This window comes from Nocardioides sp. F233, assembly GCF_057813895.1.
Map to the genome: position 1 here is coordinate 1 of NZ_JBVASH010000011.1, position 17152 is coordinate 17152.

The 17152-nt window shown below is 71.1% G+C and carries 13 protein-coding genes and 1 rRNA gene; 13 read left to right on the forward strand and 1 reads right to left on the reverse strand.

Annotation, left to right across the window (positions count from 1 at the left end; translation table 11 throughout):
* Nucleotides 1-76: ribosomal RNA gene (gene rrf, locus ACZYRU_RS26255) — 5S ribosomal RNA — on the forward strand; the annotation flags it as partial.
* A 100-nt stretch (nucleotides 77-176) separates the two neighbouring features.
* Here rrf and ACZYRU_RS26260 read toward each other — a convergent pair.
* The gene (locus tag ACZYRU_RS26260) at nucleotides 177-1193 is read right to left on the reverse strand and encodes a LacI family DNA-binding transcriptional regulator (protein WP_488960059.1); all 1017 of its coding nucleotides are present in this window, start codon (nucleotides 1191-1193) and stop codon (nucleotides 177-179) included.
* Nucleotides 1194-1370: 177 nt separating this feature from the next.
* On the opposite strand from ACZYRU_RS26260, the gene ACZYRU_RS26265 reads away from it, so the two are divergent.
* From ACZYRU_RS26265 to ACZYRU_RS26320, 12 genes are all read left to right on the forward strand, one after another.
* Nucleotides 1371-2903, forward strand: a complete 1533-nt coding sequence (locus tag ACZYRU_RS26265; protein ID WP_488960060.1) for a sugar ABC transporter ATP-binding protein — start codon at nucleotides 1371-1373, stop codon at nucleotides 2901-2903.
* Nucleotides 2900-3925, forward strand: coding sequence for an ABC transporter permease (locus ACZYRU_RS26270; RefSeq protein ID WP_488960061.1), 1026 nt, complete (start codon nucleotides 2900-2902; stop codon nucleotides 3923-3925). Before ACZYRU_RS26265 ends, ACZYRU_RS26270 begins: the two co-directional genes overlap by 4 nt.
* Nucleotides 3922-5022 carry an ABC transporter permease gene (locus ACZYRU_RS26275; RefSeq protein WP_488960062.1) on the forward strand — a complete coding sequence of 367 codons (1101 nt, stop codon included), beginning with the start codon at nucleotides 3922-3924 and terminating at the stop codon, nucleotides 5020-5022. The genes ACZYRU_RS26270 and ACZYRU_RS26275 overlap by 4 nt, the downstream gene beginning before the upstream one ends.
* Nucleotides 5019-6047: a rhamnose ABC transporter substrate-binding protein gene (rhaS, locus tag ACZYRU_RS26280; RefSeq protein WP_488960063.1), complete on the forward strand. Its 1029-nt coding sequence runs from the start codon at nucleotides 5019-5021 to the stop codon at nucleotides 6045-6047. The genes ACZYRU_RS26275 and rhaS overlap by 4 nt, the downstream gene beginning before the upstream one ends.
* 34 nt (nucleotides 6048-6081) lie before the next feature.
* Complete coding sequence (locus ACZYRU_RS26285; protein ID WP_488960064.1) at nucleotides 6082-6438, forward strand: L-rhamnose mutarotase; 357 nt, start codon at nucleotides 6082-6084, stop codon at nucleotides 6436-6438.
* The gene (gene rhaI, locus ACZYRU_RS26290; protein ID WP_488960065.1) at nucleotides 6435-7598 is read left to right on the forward strand and encodes an L-rhamnose isomerase; all 1164 of its coding nucleotides are present in this window, start codon (nucleotides 6435-6437) and stop codon (nucleotides 7596-7598) included. Before ACZYRU_RS26285 ends, rhaI begins: the two co-directional genes overlap by 4 nt.
* Nucleotides 7599-7659: 61 nt before the next feature.
* A complete protein-coding gene (locus tag ACZYRU_RS26295) occupies nucleotides 7660-9693 on the forward strand; it encodes a bifunctional aldolase/short-chain dehydrogenase (protein ID WP_488960066.1) in 2034 nt (677 codons plus the stop codon).
* On the forward strand, nucleotides 9690-11168 hold the full coding sequence (locus ACZYRU_RS26300; RefSeq protein ID WP_488960067.1) for a rhamnulokinase: 1479 nt from the start codon (nucleotides 9690-9692) through the stop codon (nucleotides 11166-11168). Before ACZYRU_RS26295 ends, ACZYRU_RS26300 begins: the two co-directional genes overlap by 4 nt.
* A gap of 44 nt (nucleotides 11169-11212) precedes the next feature.
* Nucleotides 11213-14308, forward strand: a complete 3096-nt coding sequence (locus ACZYRU_RS26305) for a glycosyl hydrolase (protein ID WP_488960068.1) — start codon at nucleotides 11213-11215, stop codon at nucleotides 14306-14308.
* 22 nt (nucleotides 14309-14330) lie between these two features.
* Nucleotides 14331-15071 carry a (Fe-S)-binding protein gene (locus tag ACZYRU_RS26310; protein ID WP_488960069.1) on the forward strand — a complete coding sequence of 247 codons (741 nt, stop codon included), beginning with the start codon at nucleotides 14331-14333 and terminating at the stop codon, nucleotides 15069-15071.
* On the forward strand, nucleotides 15068-16528 hold the full coding sequence (locus tag ACZYRU_RS26315) for a lactate utilization protein B (protein ID WP_488960070.1): 1461 nt from the start codon (nucleotides 15068-15070) through the stop codon (nucleotides 16526-16528). The genes ACZYRU_RS26310 and ACZYRU_RS26315 overlap by 4 nt, the downstream gene beginning before the upstream one ends.
* On the forward strand, nucleotides 16525-17145 hold the full coding sequence (locus tag ACZYRU_RS26320) for a LutC/YkgG family protein (RefSeq protein ID WP_488960071.1): 621 nt from the start codon (nucleotides 16525-16527) through the stop codon (nucleotides 17143-17145). The genes ACZYRU_RS26315 and ACZYRU_RS26320 overlap by 4 nt, the downstream gene beginning before the upstream one ends.
* Nucleotides 17146-17152 lie beyond the last annotated feature (7 nt).

Here is a 17152-nt window from a genome sequence, read left to right on the forward strand (position 1 = left end):
GAACCCGGAAGTTAAGCCTGCCAGCGCCGATGGTACTGCAACCGAGAGGATGTGGGAGAGTAGGACGCCGCCGGACAAACATTGGCTCAGGGCCAGCACCTCGTGTGCTGGCCCTGAGTGCTTTTTCGGGCTGGGTGCGGCGCCCGGGAGGACCGGAGGCGTCGTCGGTACCGGGTTCAGCCTGCCGTCGACCGTCGTACGACGAGCTCCGGTTCGAGGACGATGTCGCGCACCTGCGCAGCGGGGTCGGCGATGGCGTCGAGAAGCAGGTCGGTGGCGACCGCACCCATCTCGGCGCGCGGCTGGCGGATCGAGCTGAGCGGGATCGCGGCGGATGCGGCGAAGTCGATGTCGTCATAGCCCAGGATGGCGACGTCGTCGGGCACCCGGATGCCGGCGAGGGTGAGGGCCTGGAGCACGCCGAGGGCGATCAGGTCGTTGGCGGCGAAGATCGCGTCGGGACGATGGGGGCCGGACATCAGCTGCTCGGCGGCCTGGCGACCGGCGTCGGCGTCCATGGTCGCGGTCTCGACGAACTGGAGTCGGGCGCCGTCGATGGCGTCGACGGCCTCCTGCGCGCCTCGGAGACGGTGCTTGATCTGGGTCAGGCCGTGGGGGCCGCCGAGGAGCACGAGCTGGCGACGCCCGCAGGCGAGCAGGTGGCCGGCAGCCAGGCGGCCGCCGCGGAGGTCGTCGACGGCGACCGAGGAGAACTCTCGGCTGCCGGTGCGACGGTCGACCACGACGACTGCGGTGCCGCGTTCGCGCAGACGGCGCAGCCGAGGGAGGACCTTCCCGACCGGGGTGATCAGCAGGCCGCTGACCCGCTGCTCCTCGAAGAGGTCGAGGTACGTCGACTCGCGCTGGGCGTCCTGCCCCGAGCTGCCGAGGATGAGGGGGCGACCGTGCGCACCGAGGCGGAGCTCGACGCCGCGAGCGACGTCGGTGAAGAACGGGTTGCGGACGTCGAGCACGACCATGCCCACCGCGCGGTTGGTGCCGGCCCGGAGCTGCCGCGCAGCGTCGTTGCGGACGAAGCCGAGCTGCGCGATGACCGCCTGGACGTGCTCGAGAGTGCTGGGTGAGACCTTCTCGGGGCGGTTCAGCACGTTGGACACGGTGCCGACGGAGACGCCCGCGGCCGATGCGACGTCCTTGACGGACACGCTGCGCTGCGCCTCGCTGGTGCTCACGGTTCCTCCTGACGGTGTGGCCACACCCTAGGCCGTTCCGGGGTCGTCGGGGTCATCCATTGATTCGTTTCAAGAAAGTTTCGGATCTGTCTTGACGGGTGTGAGGGCGGTCACCTAGCGTCGTCACATCCGCTATTGAAACCTTTCAATGCGCGGGTGAGAAGAACGAGGAGTGAGATGTCCGACCACGAGGAGCGCACCGTTCCGACGCTCGCACTGCGAGGTGTCGCGAAGTCGTTCGGTGCCGTCGCCGCGCTGCGGTCGGGGACCCTGGAGGTCGACCCCGGCTCGATCCACGCCCTCGTCGGCGAGAACGGCGCCGGCAAGTCGACGCTGGTCAAGATCGTCGCCGGCGTCCACCGCCGCGATGCGGGCGACCTCGAGCTGCAGGGTCGTCCGGTCGACTTCGCCTCCACGGCCGAGTCCAAGGCTGCGGGCGTTGCGGTGATCTACCAGGAGCCGACGCTGTTCCCCGACCTCTCGGTCGCGGAGAACATCTTCATGGGCCGTCACCCGCTGCGCAGCGGCCGCCGCATCGACCGGACCCGGATGTACGCCGAGTCGGAGGCGCTCTTCGCGCGCCTGGGTGTCAGCATCGACCCGCGCCGGGTCGCCAACGGCCTGTCCATCGCCGACCAGCAGCTGATCGAGATCGCCAAGGCGATCTCCCTCGACGCCAAGCTCCTCGTGATGGACGAGCCGACCGCGGCGTTGAGCGGCAACGAGGTCGCCCGGCTCTTCGCCGTGGCCCGCAGCCTGCGCGACGAAGGTCGCGCGCTGGTCTTCATCTCCCATCGCTTCGACGAGGTCTTCGACCTGTGCGACACGGTCACCGTCATGCGTGACGGCGCCTACGTCGCCACCTCCCGGATCGCCGAGACGACCGAGACCGAGATCGTCGCGAAGATGGTCGGGCGCGAGGTTGCCGAGCTGTTCCCGAAGAACCCGGCCCCGATCGGCGACGTCGTCCTCGACGTCGAGAACCTCAGCGCCGCGGGGGAGTTCCACGACATCTCCTTCCAGGTCCGCGCCGGTGAGATCGTCGGCCTCGCTGGTCTGGTCGGCGCCGGCCGCAGCGAGATCGCCAGGGCCGTCTTCGGCGTGGACGGGTACGACACCGGCCGGGTCAGCCTCGCGGGAGCGCCGGTGCCGAAGCGGAGCCCCCGCCGCGCCATTCGCGCCGGCATTGCGTTCGTCCCCGAGGACCGCCGGCAGCAGGGCCTGGTCACCGAGAGCTCCGTCGCCCACAACATCGCCTCGGTCATCCGGCGCGGACTCTCCCGCGCAGGTCTGCTGACCAACCGGGCGGAGAACCGCGCCACTGCACCCTGGGCCGCACGTCTCGAGGTCAAGACCAGCGCGCTCGACATGCGGGCAGCGACGATGAGCGGTGGCAACCAGCAGAAGGTCGTCATCGCGAAGTGGCTCGCCACCGACCCCAGGCTGCTGATCATCGACGAGCCCACCCGCGGCATCGACGTCGGCACCAAGGCCGAGGTCCACCGGCTGCTCTCCGACCTGGCCGGCCAGGGCCTGGCGATCCTGATGATCTCCTCCGAGCTCCCCGAGGTCCTCGGCATGGCCGACCGTGTCCTCGTGGTCTGCGAGGGCCGGCTGACCGCCGACATCCCCCGCGCCGAGGCCACCCCCGAGAACGTGATGGCCGCCGCCACCCGCTCGACGACCGCGACCAAGGAGCCGGCCGCATGAGCACCCTCGCCCCGTCCCGGGAGAGCGCCGCCACCCGCGCGGTGCGTACCCTGCTGCGCTCGCGGGAGCTCGCCATCGTCATCGTGCTGGTGCTGCTGCTCGTGATCGCCACGACCCGGCGCAGCTCGTTCGTGCTGAGCGCCGACGGCTGGCGCGACACCCTGCTGGCGCCGTCGATCCTGCTGCTGCTCGCGGTCGGCCAGATGGTCGTCGTGGTCACCCGCAACGTCGACCTGTCCGTGGGCTCGACGCTCGGCATCACGGCGTACGTCACCGGCAAGATCTTCGTCGCCCACCCGGACACGTCGGTGATCGTGGTCCTCCTCGCCGGACTCGCGGTCGGCGCGGTGGTCGGGGCGCTCAACGGCCTGCTGGTCACCCTGTTCAAGGTGCCGGCGCTGGTCATCACGCTCGGCACCATGTACGTCCTGCGCGGTGCGCTGACCCACGAGGTCGGCAGCGACCGGATGAACGCGCAGGACTACCCGGCCCACTTCGAGCGGCTCGGCACCCAGCAGGTGCTCACCATCCCGGTTCTGACCATCCTCGCCCTGGTCGTGGTCGCGCTCGTCGGCTACTACCTCCACACCGCCCGCGGTGGCCGCGAGCTCTACGCGATCGGCTCCGACCCGGACGCCGCCGACCTCTACGGCCTGCCCACCGCTCGCCGGGTGTTCGGTGCCTTCGTCCTCTGCGGCGCGCTCGCGGGGCTGGCCGGTGTGTTCTCCGCGGCTCGCTATGCCACCGCCTTCTCCGGCACCGGTTCCGGCATCGAGCTGCAGGCCGTCGCCGCGGTCGTCATCGGCGGCGTGGCGATCTTCGGCGGCAGCGGCACCGTCTGGGGTGCGGCCATCGGCGCCTTCCTCCTCGTCACCATCAACCGGGCTCTCCCGATCCTGGGCATCAGCGAGTTCTGGCAGGGCGCCGTCGTCGGCGCGCTGATCATCGGCTCGATCGTCCTCGACCGCGTGCTCAGCATCCGCCGCACCCACCAGCTCGTGGAAGCGAGGGACCACGCATGACCACCCTGACTCCCGACGCCCCGCAGGCGGAGCGGGCGACCCGCACCTACCCGGCGTACTCGCGCGGGCTGCTCGCCCGGCTGCTGCTCAACCGCGAGGCCGCGGTCATCGTCGCCCTGGTCGTGGTGTTCCTCTACGCCCTCGGCAACGTGCAGTACTTCGACGGCCCGCTGACCGTCTACAACCTGCTCAAGGAGTACGCGCCCATCTTGCTGATGGCGCTGCCGATGACGCTCATCATCATCACCGGCGAGATCGACCTGTCGGTCGCGAGCACCCTCGGCGCGAGTGCCGCGATCACGGGCGTCCTGGTGGTCGACCACGACCTCTCGCTGCCCGTTGCGGCCCTGGTCGCGGTTGCTGCGGGCGCCGCCCTCGGGGCGCTCAACGGCTTCTTCGTCGCCTATGTCGGCCTGCCCTCGCTCGCCGTCACCATCGGCAGCCTTGCCCTCTATCGAGGTCTGGCCGAGGGGTTGATCCAGGACAAGCGGATCTCCGGGTTCCCGGGCGAGCTGCGCACCTGGCCCACCGACCGGATCGGCGACTCGCAATACCCCAACGTGATCATCCCCATCGTGGTGCTGGCCGTCCTGTTCGGACTGCTGCTCCACTTCACGAGCTTCGGGCGCAGTGTCTTCGAGGTCGGGCTGAGCGACGAGGCCGCCCGCTTCTCCGGTGTGAACGTCGCCCGCACCAAGCTCGTGCTGTTCACGCTCAGCGGCGTGGTTGCAGCACTCGCCGGCGTCTACGTCGCCCTCAAGTCCAACTCCGTCGCGACCGACACCGGCTCGGGCTTCGAGCTCAAGGTGATCGCGGGCGTCCTGCTCGGCGGTGTGTCCATCTTCGGCGGCCGGGGTGCCCTTCACGGCGTGATCGCCGGCGTGCTCCTCATCGCCGTCCTCAACTCGGCGCTCCAGCTCGACGGGCAGGGCTCCGAGGTCATCCAGATCATCATCGGCCTGCTGCTCGTGGGCTCGGTGATCGCCTCCAACTTCCTGCCGCGCATCCGGGCTCTGCTTCCGCGGCGGGCGGTGACTCCCGAGGTCACCACGAAGACGCCGGACAACGGCGACCACACCCGAAAGGTAGCTCAATGAGGATCCACTCCAAGCGGTTCGCTGCCGGTGCAGCGCTGGCGCTGGTCGCCACCCTGGGCCTGGCCGCCTGCGGAAGCAGCGACGACAAGGGCGGCTCGGGCGGCGGCGGTGACGCCACCACGGTCACCTTCTTGCCGAAGAACCTCGGCAACCCGTACTTCGAGACCAGCGACGCCGGCGGCAAGAAGGCCGTCGAGGAGTTCGGTGGGAAGTACGCCGAGGTGGGGCCCGACACCGCGGGCCCGGACGCGCAGGTCTCCTACATCGACACCGCGGCTGCCCAGGGTGTCAACGCGCTGGTCATCTCGGCCAACGACCCGACCGCGCTGTGCGACTCGCTCAACGCCGCTCGTGACGCCGGCACCAAGGTCGTCACCTTCGACTCCGACACCGACGCCGAGTGCCGTGACCTGTTCATCAACCAGGCCACTGCCGAGGGCATCGCGAAGGTCCAGGTCGACATGATCGCCGAGCAGATCGGCGACAGTGGCGAGATCGCCATCCTGTCGGCGGCGGCCAATGCGACCAACCAGAACGCGTGGATCGACCTCATCAAGTCCGACCTCGAGGCGAACCACCCGAACATCAAGCTCGTCGACACCGTCTACGGCGACGACGACGACCAGACCTCGTTCGACAAGACCGCGGCGCTGCTGGCGGACCACCCGAACCTCAAGGGCATCATCTCGCCGACCACCGTCGGCATCTCGGCCGCCGCCCGCTACCTGTCGACCTCCGACGCGAAGGGCAAGGTCGCGCTGACCGGCCTCGGTACGCCCGACCAGATGCGCGACTACGTCAAGGACGGCACGGTCAAGGAGTTCGCGCTGTGGAACCCGGAGGAGCTCGGCTACCTCTCGGCGTACGCCGGCAAGGCGCTCGCCGACGGCGACATCACCGGCAAGAAGGGTGACACCTTCAAGGCCGGCGACCTGGGCGAGTTCACGGTCGGCGAGGACAACACCGTCCTGCTCGGCGACCCGTTCCGGTTCAACGCCGACAACATCGACCAGTTCCACTTCTGATCCCGCCACCGCAGGGACAGGGAGAGGGCCCACCATGCCCCGCTACTGCTTCAGCCTCCAGGTCCGTCCCGACCGGATGGACGAGTACGCCGAGCGTCACCGGGCCGTGTGGCCCGCGATGCTCGCCGCACTCGAGGAGACCGGCTGGCGCAACTACTCCCTGTTCCTGCGGGACGACGGGCTGCTGATCGGGTACGTCGAGGCCGACGACCTGGCCGCTGCCCAGGCCGCCATGGCCGCCACGGAGGTCAACGCCCGCTGGCAGGCCGACATGGCGCCCTACTTCACCCAGCTCGACGGGGCGCCCGACGAAGGGAACGTCCTGCTCCGCGAGGTCTTCAACCTCGCCGACCAGCTCACCACGTCACGCGCAGAAAGCCACCACTCATGACCGACTTCGCCGCCATCGCGGCCCAGCTCGAGGCCCAGGCCATCGAGCTCCCCTCCTGGGCGTTCGGCAACTCCGGCACCCGCTTCAAGGTCTTCGGCAGCGCGGGCACCCCGCGCTCGGTCGAGGAGAAGATCGCCGATGCTGCGACCGTGCACCGGCTGACCGGGCTCGCGCCGAAGGTCGCGCTCCACATCCCGTGGGACAAGGTCGACGACTACGCCGCGCTTCGCGCCTACGCCGCCGAGCAGGGCGTCGAGCTCGGGACGATCAACTCCAACACCTTCCAGGACGACGACTACAAGCTCGGCTCGCTGGCCCACGTCGACCCGAAGGTGCGCCGGAAGGCGATCGACCATCACTTCGAGTGCATCGACGTGATGGACGCGACCGGCTCCCGCGACCTCAAGATCTGGCTCGCCGACGGAAGCAACTACCCCGGCCAAGCGGACCTCCGCGGCCGCCAGGACCGGCTCGCCGAGTCGCTCGCCGCGATCTACGACCGGATCGGCGAGGAGCAGCGCCTGGTCCTCGAGTACAAGTTCTTCGAGCCGGCGTTCTACCACACCGACGTCCCGGACTGGGGTACGTCGTACGCCCAGGTCAGCGCGCTCGGCGAGCGGGCCGTGGTCTGCCTCGACACCGGCCACCACGCGCCCGGCACCAACATCGAGTTCATCGTGATGCAGCTGCTGCGCCTGGGGAAGCTCGGCTCCTTCGACTTCAACTCGCGCTTCTACGCCGACGACGACCTGATCGTCGGTGCGGCCGACCCGTTCCAGCTGTTCCGGATCCTCTTCGAGGTGATCCGAGGCGGCGGCTACGGCCCCGACAGCGACGTGGCCTTCATGCTCGACCAGTGCCACAACGTCGAGGACAAGGTCCCCGGCCAGATCCGCTCCGTGCTCAACGTGCAGGAGATGACCGCCCGCGCGCTGCTCGTCGACCGGGCGGCACTCGACGCGGCCCAGGCGGCCGGTGACGTCCTCGGCGCCAACGGCGTGCTGATGGACGCGTTCTACACCGACGTCCGCGCCGACCTCGCCGCGTGGCGTGAGGAGCGCGGCCTGCCGGCCGACCCGATGCGCGCGTACGCCGAGTCCGGCTATCAGGCGCAGATCGAGGCTGCCCGCGTCGGCGGCACCCAGCTTTCGTGGAACTGAGGGTCTCGAGGCTCGTCGCTAGCGCTCCTCACACCTCAACCACCGAGTCAAAGGACAAGGAATGAACCCCGCAGCAGCCGCGCTGATCGCGCGCTCCAACCGCCTCGGCGCCGACCCGAAGAACACCAACTACGCGGGCGGCAACACCTCGGCCAAGGGCACGGAGACCGACCCGGTCACCGGCGAGCCGGTCGAGCTGCTCTGGGTCAAGGGCTCCGGCGGCGACCTCGGCACCCTCGAGGCATCTGGTCTGGCCGTGCTCCGGCTGGACCGGATGCGCAGCCTGGTCGACGTGTACCCGGGCATCGAGCGCGAGGACGAGATGGTCGCCGCGTTCGACTACTGCCTGCACGGCAAGGGCGGCGCCGCGCCGTCGATCGACACCGCCATGCACGGCCTGGTCGACGCCGCGCACGTCGACCACCTCCACCCCGACTCCGGCATCGCGATCGCGACCGCAGCCGACGGCGAGGCGCTCACCAAGGAGATCTACGGCGACAAGGTCGTCTGGGTCCCGTGGCGTCGTCCCGGCTTCCAGCTCGGCCTCGACATCGCCGAGATCAAGGACAGGAACCCGCAGGCGATCGGCTGCATCCTCGGCGGCCACGGCATCACGGCCTGGGGCGACACCAGCGAGGAGGCCGAGGCCAACTCGCTGTGGCTCATCGACACCGCCGCGGCCTACATCGCCGAGCACTCGAAGGCCGAGCCGTTCGGACCCGCCCTCGACGGGTACGCCGCGCTGCCGGACGCCGAGCGCCAGGCCCGGGCCGCGGCCCTCGCGCCGACGATCCGCGGCATCGCCAGCGCGGATCGGCCGATGGTCGGCCACTTCACCGACGTCGACGTGGTCCTCGACTTCCTGGCCGCCGCCGAGCACCCGCGGCTGGCCGCGCTCGGCACGTCCTGCCCCGACCACTTCCTGCGCACCAAGGTGAAGCCGCTGGTGCTCGACCTTCCCCCGAGCGCATCGGTCGAGGAGAGCATCACCCGGCTGCACGAGCTGGCGACGTCGTACCGCGCGGACTATCAGGGCTACTACGACCGCAACGCGGTCGCCGACTCACCGGCCATCCGCGGCAAGGACCCGCTGATCGTGCTGGTGCCCGGCGTCGGGATGTTCAGCTTCGGCAAGGACAAGCAGACCGCCCGCGTGGCGGGGGAGTTCTACGTCAACGCGATCAACGTGATGCGCGGGGCCGAGGGCCTGTCGACGTACGCCCCGATCGACGAGGCGGAGAAGTTCCGCATCGAGTACTGGGCGCTCGAGGAGGCCAAGCTCCAACGGATGCCGAAGCCGAAGCCGCTCGCGACCCGGGTCGCGCTGGTCACCGGGTCCGCGTCCGGCATCGGCAAGGCCACCGCCGCCAAGCTGGCCGCCGAGGGCGCCTGCGTCGTGATCGCGGATCTCAGCCTGGACAAGGCGCAGGCGACCGCTGCGGAGCTGGGTGGCCCCGACGTGGCCGTCGGCGTCCAGGTCGACGTGAGCGACGAGACGGCCGTCCAGGCCGCCGTGGACGCGGCGGTGCTGGCCTTCGGTGGCGTCGACCTGGTCGTCAACAATGCCGGCCTGTCGCTCTCGCGCTCACTGCTGGAGACCACCGAGCGGGACTGGGACCTCCAGCACGACGTGATGGCCAAGGGATCGTTCCTCGTCGCCAAGGCCACGGCGAAGGTGATGATCGAGCAGCAGTTGGGTGGCGACATCGTCTACATCTCCAGCAAGAACTCGATCTTCGCCGGCCCCAACAACGTGGCGTACGGCGCCGCGAAGGCCGACCAGGCCCACCAGGTCCGGCTGCTGGCCGCCGAGCTCGGCGAGCACGGCATCAAGGTCAACGGCGTGAACCCCGACGGCGTCGTCCAGGGCTCCGGCATCTTCGCCAGCGGTTGGGGCGCCAACCGGGCTGCGGTCTACGGCGTCGAGGAGAAGGACCTGGGCAAGTTCTACGCCCAGCGCACGATCCTCAAGCGCGAGGTGCTGCCCGACCACATCGCCAACGCGGTGTTCGTGCTCTGCGGTCCGGAGCTGACGCACACCACCGGCCTGCACATCCCGGTCGACGCCGGGGTTGCCGCCGCGTTCCTCCGATGACGACTCCGGTACGGGTCGCTGCCGTCGACCTGGGTGCCACCTCCGGCCGGGTGATGTCCGGCCGGATCGGTGGCGACCGGGTCGAGATCAACGAGATGCACCGCTTCCCCAACGGGGCGGTGCGCGTGCGGGGCTCGCTGTTCTGGGACGTCCTCGGCATCCACCGTGAGGTCCTCAAGGGCGTCGCCGAGGTTGCCCGGACCGGTCCTCTGCACGGCATCGGCATCGACTCGTGGGCGATCGACCACGGCCTGCTCGACCGTGACGGCCAGCTGCTCGGCCAGGTCTTCAGCCACCGTGACGCCCGGGTCGACGGCATTGCCGACAAGGTCGTGGCGGAGGTCGGCGCGGCGGCGCTGTACGGCACCACCGGCATCCAGCAGCTCCCGTTCAACACGCTCTACCAGCTGGTCGCCGGCCGTGGCACCGCCGCGCTGGAGTCGGCCGAGACGATGCTGCTGCTGCCCGACCTGCTGGGCTACTGGCTCACCGGCGCGATCGGCGCCGAGCGCACCAACGCCTCGACCACCCAGCTGTACGACGTCCGCTCGGGCACCTGGGCGGTCGACCTGTGCCGGGAGCTCGGGCTGCCCTGGGGGATCCTCCCGCCTCTGAGGGACCCGGGCTCCCTGCTCGGGCCGCTGCTGCCCGAGGTGGCTCTCGAGCTCGGTGTCGCGGCCGAGGTACCGGTGGTCGCGGTGGGCTCCCACGACACCGCCTCGGCCGTCGTCGGCGTCCCCGCGGAGGTGACGGACTTCGCCTACATCTCCTCGGGCACATGGTCGCTCGTCGGCCTCGAGCTCGACCGGCCGGTGCTCTCGGAGGAGGCTCGGCTCGCCGACTTCACCAACGAGGTCGGCGTCGACGGCACGGTCCGCTTCCTCAAGAACGTGATGGGCCTGTGGGTCCTCTCGGAGTCGCTGCGCTCGTGGAGCGAGCGTCGCTACCAGGCCGTCGAGCTGCGTTCGCTGATCGCCGCCGCGTCGGAGTTCGAGCCGCTGCGCACCGTCGTCGACATCAACGACCCGCGGCTGCTCTTCCCGAGCACGGCCGCCGACCCGATGCCGGAGCGGATCGCCGCGCTCGCCGCGGAGGCCGGGGAGATCGTGCCGCACTCGCCGGTGGCGATCACCCGCACCATCGTCGACAGCCTCGCCGTCGCCTACCGCCGCCACGTCCGCTCGGCGGCCGCCCTCGCCGGCACCTCGCCCGAGGTCGTCCACGTCGTCGGCGGCGGCTCGCAGAACGAGGTGCTGTGCCAGCTCACCGCCGACGCCTGTGGTCTGCCCGTCCTCGCCGGTCCGGTCGAGGCGGCCGCGCTCGGCAACGTGCTCGTCCAGGGGCGCGCCCTTGGCGCCGACCTGCCCGACCTGCCGGCGATGCGCGACCTCGTGCGCCGCTCGTACGACGTCCGCCGGTTCGAGCCTCGCACGGGACTCGACTGGGCGGCGGCGGAAGCCCGCCTCCCGCACTGACCTGCTTCCTTCCACCCTCCCACCCCCACCCGGAAGGCCTGTCCATGACCGACACCACCGGCGCCCGCCTGAACCGGCGCGCCCTCCTCGGTGCCGCTGCCGCGACCCTCGGCACGGCCGCCGTCGTCGGTGCCACCGGCACCGCCGCGATCGTTCCCGCCCAGGCCGCGCCCGGATCCGCCGGCCTGCCTGACGACCTGGTCAAGGCGTTCCGCAAGCCCGGGACCGCCACTGCGCCGGGATTCCGGTGGTGGTGGCCGCACGGCCTCGTCGACCCCGTCGAGATCGCCCGCGAGGTCGACCAGGTCGCCGACGCCGGCTTCGGCGTCCTCGAGGTCGCCGACGTCACCCACAGCCTGCGCGCCCGCGACATCGACATCGACGTCGCGGCCCACGGCTGGGGCACCCCCTCCTGGGTGGCCGGGGTGAAGGCGGCACTCGCGCAGGCCGCCAAGCGCGGCGTCCGGATCGACATCACCGCCGGCCCGTCCTGGCCGGCGGCCGTACCGACGATCACGCCCGACGACGACGCGGCCTGCACCGAGCTGGCGCACGGCCAGGCGAGCGTCCTCGCCGGCGCGACGTACGACGCCGAGCTGCCCGAGCCCGGCGCCGATGCTGCCGCGGCCGTGACCCGCCGGCAGCTGGTCACGGTCCAGGCCCACCGGGTGACCGGCTACGTCAAGGACAGCAAGGGCGTCGTCACCAGCACGCTGCTCGACGGCTCGTCGTACACGGACCTGCTGGGCTCCGTCGAGGGCGAACACCTCACGTGGACCGCGCCGGCCGAGCCGGCGGGTGCGACCTGGGTGCTGCTCGCCACCTGGCAGCGCGGCTCGGGCCAGGAGCCCGAGGCCGGGCCGCACACCTCGCCGCGGGCGTACGTGGTCGACCACTTCAGCCGCCGGGGTGCTCAGGCGGTCATCGACCTGTGGCAGGACCGGATCGTCGACGGCGAGATGCGCGCCCTGCTGAGGGCGGCGGGCGGCAATCTCTTCGAGGACTCCCTCGAGATCGAGACCGACGCGACGATCTGGACCACCGACCTCCTCGACGAGTTCGAGGCGAAGCACGGCTACGACCTGCGTCCCTGGCTGCCGTTCGTCCTGGAGAAGGACGAGAAGTACCAGTTCTCGCTCGCGGCCGCGGCGAACCCGGCGACCGCCGACAGCCTGCACACCAACGAGATCCGCGACGACTACAACATCGTCCTGTCCGACCTCTACCGCGACCAGCACCTGCGGCCGATGCAGGACTTCGCCCGCTCACTCGGCATGGGCATCCGGATCCAGCCCTACGGCCTCGAGACGGACACCATGCAGCACGCCGCCGTCGTCGACGTGCCCGAGACGGAGTCGCTCGGCTTCAAGAACCTCGACGACTACCGGATCATGGCGTCCGGCCGCGACCTCGCCGGCCACAAGGTCCTCTCGTGCGAGGCCATCTGCTACTCCGGTGCGGCCTACAACACCACTTGGGGCGCCAACAGCGTCAGCCCGACCGCCCAGAACCAGGCGCTCTTCACCATCAACAGCATCTTCGCAGCCGGCGTGAACCACCTGATGATCCACGGCTTCCCGTACGCGCAGGCACCGAACGTCACCTGGCCCGGCTTCGCCGCCTTCTCGCCGTACTACAGCAACGCGATCGGGTACGGCGAGGCGTGGGGACCGCGCACGCCGCAGTGGCAGCACGTGCCGGGCATCGCCGCCTACCTGGCCCGCACGCAGCTGGTCCTGCAGACCGGCGTACCGAAGTACGACGTCGCGTTCTGGCGGCACAAGGGCTGGGCGTCGACCGGCATCGGCCCGCAGTGGATCACCAACAACGGCACCAAGCTGGGCTGGTCGCACTCGTTCGTCAGCGCCTCGCTGCTCGCGCTGGACGGTGTCGACGTCGTACACGGCCGGTTGGCCCCGGACGGCCCGGCCTACAAGGCCGTCGTGGTCGGGCCGGACTCGCTGCGCGGCAATGCCGTGACGATGGACATCGAGGGTGCGGAGCGACTGCTCGCGCTGGGCCGCAAGGGCCTGCCCGTCGTGCTCATCGGCGACTGGTCCCAGGTGACGCCGGTCGGCCGCGACGACGCCGCGGCCACGGCGCAGGTGCGGGCCCTGGTGGCACAGGTCGCGGCGCTGCCGACGACCCGTACGGTCATCGAGGCCGAGGTCGGCAACGCCCTCACCGCACTCGGAGTCGTGCGCGACGTCGAGCACGCCGACTCGTCGGTGATGCACGTGCGCCGGGTGACCGGCGACGTCGACCTCTACTACCTCGCCAACGCGCGGCACGCCGAGAACCGCCGTCTCAGCGCAGCCAACCAGGACGTCTGGCTGACCGCCACCGACCGCGACGCCGTGCCGTGGCTGCTCGACGCCTGGTCCGGTGAGATCACGCGGATCGCCGCCTACGAGCGCTCCGGCGACCGGGTCCGGGTCCGCGTCGACCTGGTGCCCGGTCAGGCGACGATCGTCGCGCTCGCCGCACCGGGCAAGGGTGTTGCCCGCGCAGTGCTGCCGGTCGCGACCGCAGGCCAGAGCGTCGTCGCCCGTGGCGCGAACGCCGCCCTTCGCACGACCACCGCCGGCAGCTTCGAGCTGACCAGGACCGACGGGCGCACGGTGCGGGTGGCCGTGGACCGGGTCCGAGCGGCCGTCGTACCGCAGACGTGGAGCCTGGAGCTCGAGGACTGGAGGCCGGTCGACCCGGCCGACCCGACGGACCTCGCGACCACCAAGGAGACCGTGACCCGCGACCTCGCCTCGCTGCAGTCGTGGTCGAAGGTCAGTGGACTGGAGGACGTCTCCGGCATCGGCCGTTACCGCACCACCGTCGACGTCGGCGCCGGCTGGACCGGCGACGACGGCGCGTACCTCGAGCTCGGCGAGGTCAACGACACGTTCCGGGTGCGCGTCAACGGTGACCTGCTGGCGCCGCTCGACCCGATGGACGCCGTCGTCGATCTCGGACACACGCTGGTGCCGGGCGTCAACGTGATCGAGGTCGAGGTCGCCTCGACGCTGCTCAACCGACTGCGCGTCGTGACGCCGGGTGTCTACGGCGTCGCGACCCGGCAGAGCTACGGCCTGGTCGGTCCGGTGCGGCTCGTGCCCTACGTGGAGAAGGTGGTCCCGGCGTGACGTCGAGGGGCAGGATGACGGCATGCGCGTCGCACTGATGGTCACCTGCGTCAACGACGCCATGTTCCCGGGCACGGGACAGGCCGTCGTCCGGCTGCTGCGGCGGCTGGGGGTCGACGTCGACTTCCCGCGGGCGCAGACCTGCTGCGGGCAGCCGATGGTCAACACCGGCTACCTCGACGAGGCAGTGCCGGCGGTGCGCTCGTTCGTCCGTGCCTTCGAGGGGTACGACGCCGTGGTCACGCCGTCCGGCTCCTGCGCCGGCTCCGCGCGGCACCAGCACCGGTTGGTCGCAGAACGGTCCGGCGACGCGCGGCTGGCGGCCGCGGTGGCGGAGACGTCGCCGCGCACCTACGAGCTGAGCGAGTTCCTCGTCGACGTGCTCGGAGTGACCGACGTGGGGGCCTACTTCCCGCACTCGGTGACCTACCACCCGACCTGTCACTCGCTGCGGATGCTCGGGGTCGGCGACCGGCCGCGTCAGCTGCTCGAGAACGTCCGCGGACTGCGGCTCGTCGACCTGCCGAAGGCCGAAGAGTGCTGCGGCTTCGGCGGCACCTTCGCGCTGAAGAACGCAGACACGTCCGTGGCGATGGGCTCCGACAAGGCGCGGCACGTGCGGGAGACCGGCACCGAGGTGCTGGTGGCCGGTGACAACTCGTGCCTGATGCACATCGGTGGGGTGCTCGACCGGGGTCGCTCCGGCGTCCGGGTCATGCACCTGGCCGAGATCCTCGCCTCGACCGAGGAGCAGCCGGCATGACCGGCACCTTCGTCGGAATGCCGGCCTTCCCGTCGGCGGCCCGCGCGGCGCTCGCGGACACGCAGCTGCGCCACAACCTGGCCCATGCCACCGGCGTGATCCGCGGCAAGCGCGCCGCGGTGGTCGACGAGGTCGACAACTGGGAGGAACTGCGCCTGGCCGGTGCGGCGGTCAAGGAGCGCGCCCTGCGCTCGCTCGACACCCAGCTGGCGCGGCTCGAGGAGTCGCTGAGCGCCCGCGGCGCCGTCGTGCACTGGGCGCGCGACGCGGAGGAGGCGAACCGGATCGTCGTCGACCTGGCCCGGGCCCACGAGGTCGAGGAGGTGGTCAAGGTCAAGTCGATGGTCACCCAGGAGATCGGCCTCAACGAGGCGCTCGAGGCCTCGGGCATCGCCGCCTGGGAGACCGACCTCGCCGAGCTGATCGTCCAGCTCGGTGGCGACCTGCCCAGCCACATCCTGGTGCCGGCGATCCACCGCAACCGCGCCGAGATCCGTGAGATCTTCCGCCGCCGGATGGGCGAGGTCGGCCGGCCCGCCCCCGCCGACCTGACCGATGAGCCGGCGGTGCTGGCCGGGGCCGCGCGCGAGCATCTGCGCGAGAAGTTCCTCCGCGCCCGGATGGCCGTCTCCGGTGCCAACTTCGCGGTCGCCGAGACCGGCACCCTGGTCGTCGTCGAGTCCGAGGGCAATGGCCGGATGTGCCTGACCCTGCCGGAGGTGCTGGTCAGCATCGTCGGCATCGAGAAGGTGGTCCCCACCTGGGCCGAGCTCGACCCGCTGTTCCGCCTGCTTCCGCGCTCCTCGACCGGCGAGCGGATGAACCCCTACACGTCGACCTGGACCGGCATCACGCCCGGCGACGGGCCGCAGGAGGTGCATGTCGTCCTGCTCGACAACGGCCGCACCCGCGCCCTCGCCGACGAAGTCGGCCGCCAGGCGCTGCGGTGCATCCGCTGCTCGGCCTGCCTCAACGTGTGCCCGGTCTACGAGCGCACCGGTGGCCACGCCTACGGGTCGGTCTACCCGGGCCCGATCGGCGCGATCCTCAACCCGCTGCTGCGGGGCACCGGCGACCCGCAGACCGACTCGCTGCCGTACGCGTCCTCGCTCTGTGGTGCCTGCTTCGAGGCCTGCCCGGTCCGCATCGACATCCCCGAGGTGCTGGTCCACCTGCGCGCCCAGGTCGTCGACGGGCACCGCGAGGACCGGATCCCCAAGCCGGAGGCGGTCGCGTTCCGTGGGGCCGCCTGGGCGTTCGCCGACGAGCGCCACTTGGACCGGGTCGAGCGACTTTCCGCTGTCGCGGGACGGTTCCTGCGTCGACGCGGCCGTACGACGCTCGGTCGCCTGCCGGGCCCGGGCGGAGCCTGGACCGACGCGCGCGACCTGCCGTCGCCGCCGACGGAGTCCTTCCGGGACTGGTGGAGGCGGACCGACGGAGGGAGGCGGTCGTGACCGGTGCGCGTGAGGAGATCCTCGGCCGGGTGCGGGCGGCCCTGCGCTCCGTCGACGGCGCCGCCGATCCGGTGGTGGCCCCGCCGGGGGCGTCTGCACCCGCCGGAACCAGCCTCGTCGACCACTTCGCCGAGCGGGTCGCCGACTACCGCGCGACCGTCGTGCACTGCCCGCCCGACGGCGTCGCCGCCGCAGTGGCCGCCGCGCTCCCGGGCGGCTCTCGGGTCGTCGTACCAGCGGGCCTGCCGGTCGACGTCCGCGCCGGAGTCGCCGGCGCTGTGGCGGACTCCGGCCTCACCGCCGCTGAGCTCGACGCGATCGACGCCGTCGTCACCTGCTGCCGGGTCGCGATCGCGGAGACGGGCACCATCGTGCTCGACCACGAGCCGGACCAGGGTCGCCGGGCGATCACCCTGGTCCCGGACCGCCACGTCTGCGTCGTGTACGCCGACCAGGTGGTTCCCGACGTGCCCGATGCCTTCGCGCTGCTCGACCCCCACCGCCCGCTGACCTGGATCAGCGGCCCCAGCGCCACCTCCGACATCGAGCTCGACCGGGTCGAGGGCGTCCACGGCCCCCGGCAGCTGCACGTCATCGTCGTCGACACCCGCCCGTAGGAGAGGA

Coding starts and splice junctions, on each gene's coding strand:
- ACZYRU_RS26315 (WP_488960070.1), top strand. CDS start 15,068: ATGACCGGCACCTTCGTCGGAATGCCGGCCTTCCCGTCGGCGGCCCGC.
- ACZYRU_RS26305 (WP_488960068.1), top strand. CDS start 11,213: ATGACCGACACCACCGGCGCCCGCCTGAACCGGCGCGCCCTCCTCGGT.
- ACZYRU_RS26310 (WP_488960069.1), top strand. CDS start 14,331: ATGCGCGTCGCACTGATGGTCACCTGCGTCAACGACGCCATGTTCCCG.
- ACZYRU_RS26295 (WP_488960066.1), top strand. CDS start 7,660: ATGAACCCCGCAGCAGCCGCGCTGATCGCGCGCTCCAACCGCCTCGGC.
- ACZYRU_RS26275 (WP_488960062.1), top strand. CDS start 3,922: ATGACCACCCTGACTCCCGACGCCCCGCAGGCGGAGCGGGCGACCCGC.
- ACZYRU_RS26285 (WP_488960064.1), top strand. CDS start 6,082: ATGCCCCGCTACTGCTTCAGCCTCCAGGTCCGTCCCGACCGGATGGAC.
- ACZYRU_RS26265 (WP_488960060.1), top strand. CDS start 1,371: ATGTCCGACCACGAGGAGCGCACCGTTCCGACGCTCGCACTGCGAGGT.
- rhaI (WP_488960065.1), top strand. CDS start 6,435: ATGACCGACTTCGCCGCCATCGCGGCCCAGCTCGAGGCCCAGGCCATC.
- ACZYRU_RS26270 (WP_488960061.1), top strand. CDS start 2,900: ATGAGCACCCTCGCCCCGTCCCGGGAGAGCGCCGCCACCCGCGCGGTG.
- rhaS (WP_488960063.1), top strand. CDS start 5,019: ATGAGGATCCACTCCAAGCGGTTCGCTGCCGGTGCAGCGCTGGCGCTG.
- ACZYRU_RS26300 (WP_488960067.1), top strand. CDS start 9,690: ATGACGACTCCGGTACGGGTCGCTGCCGTCGACCTGGGTGCCACCTCC.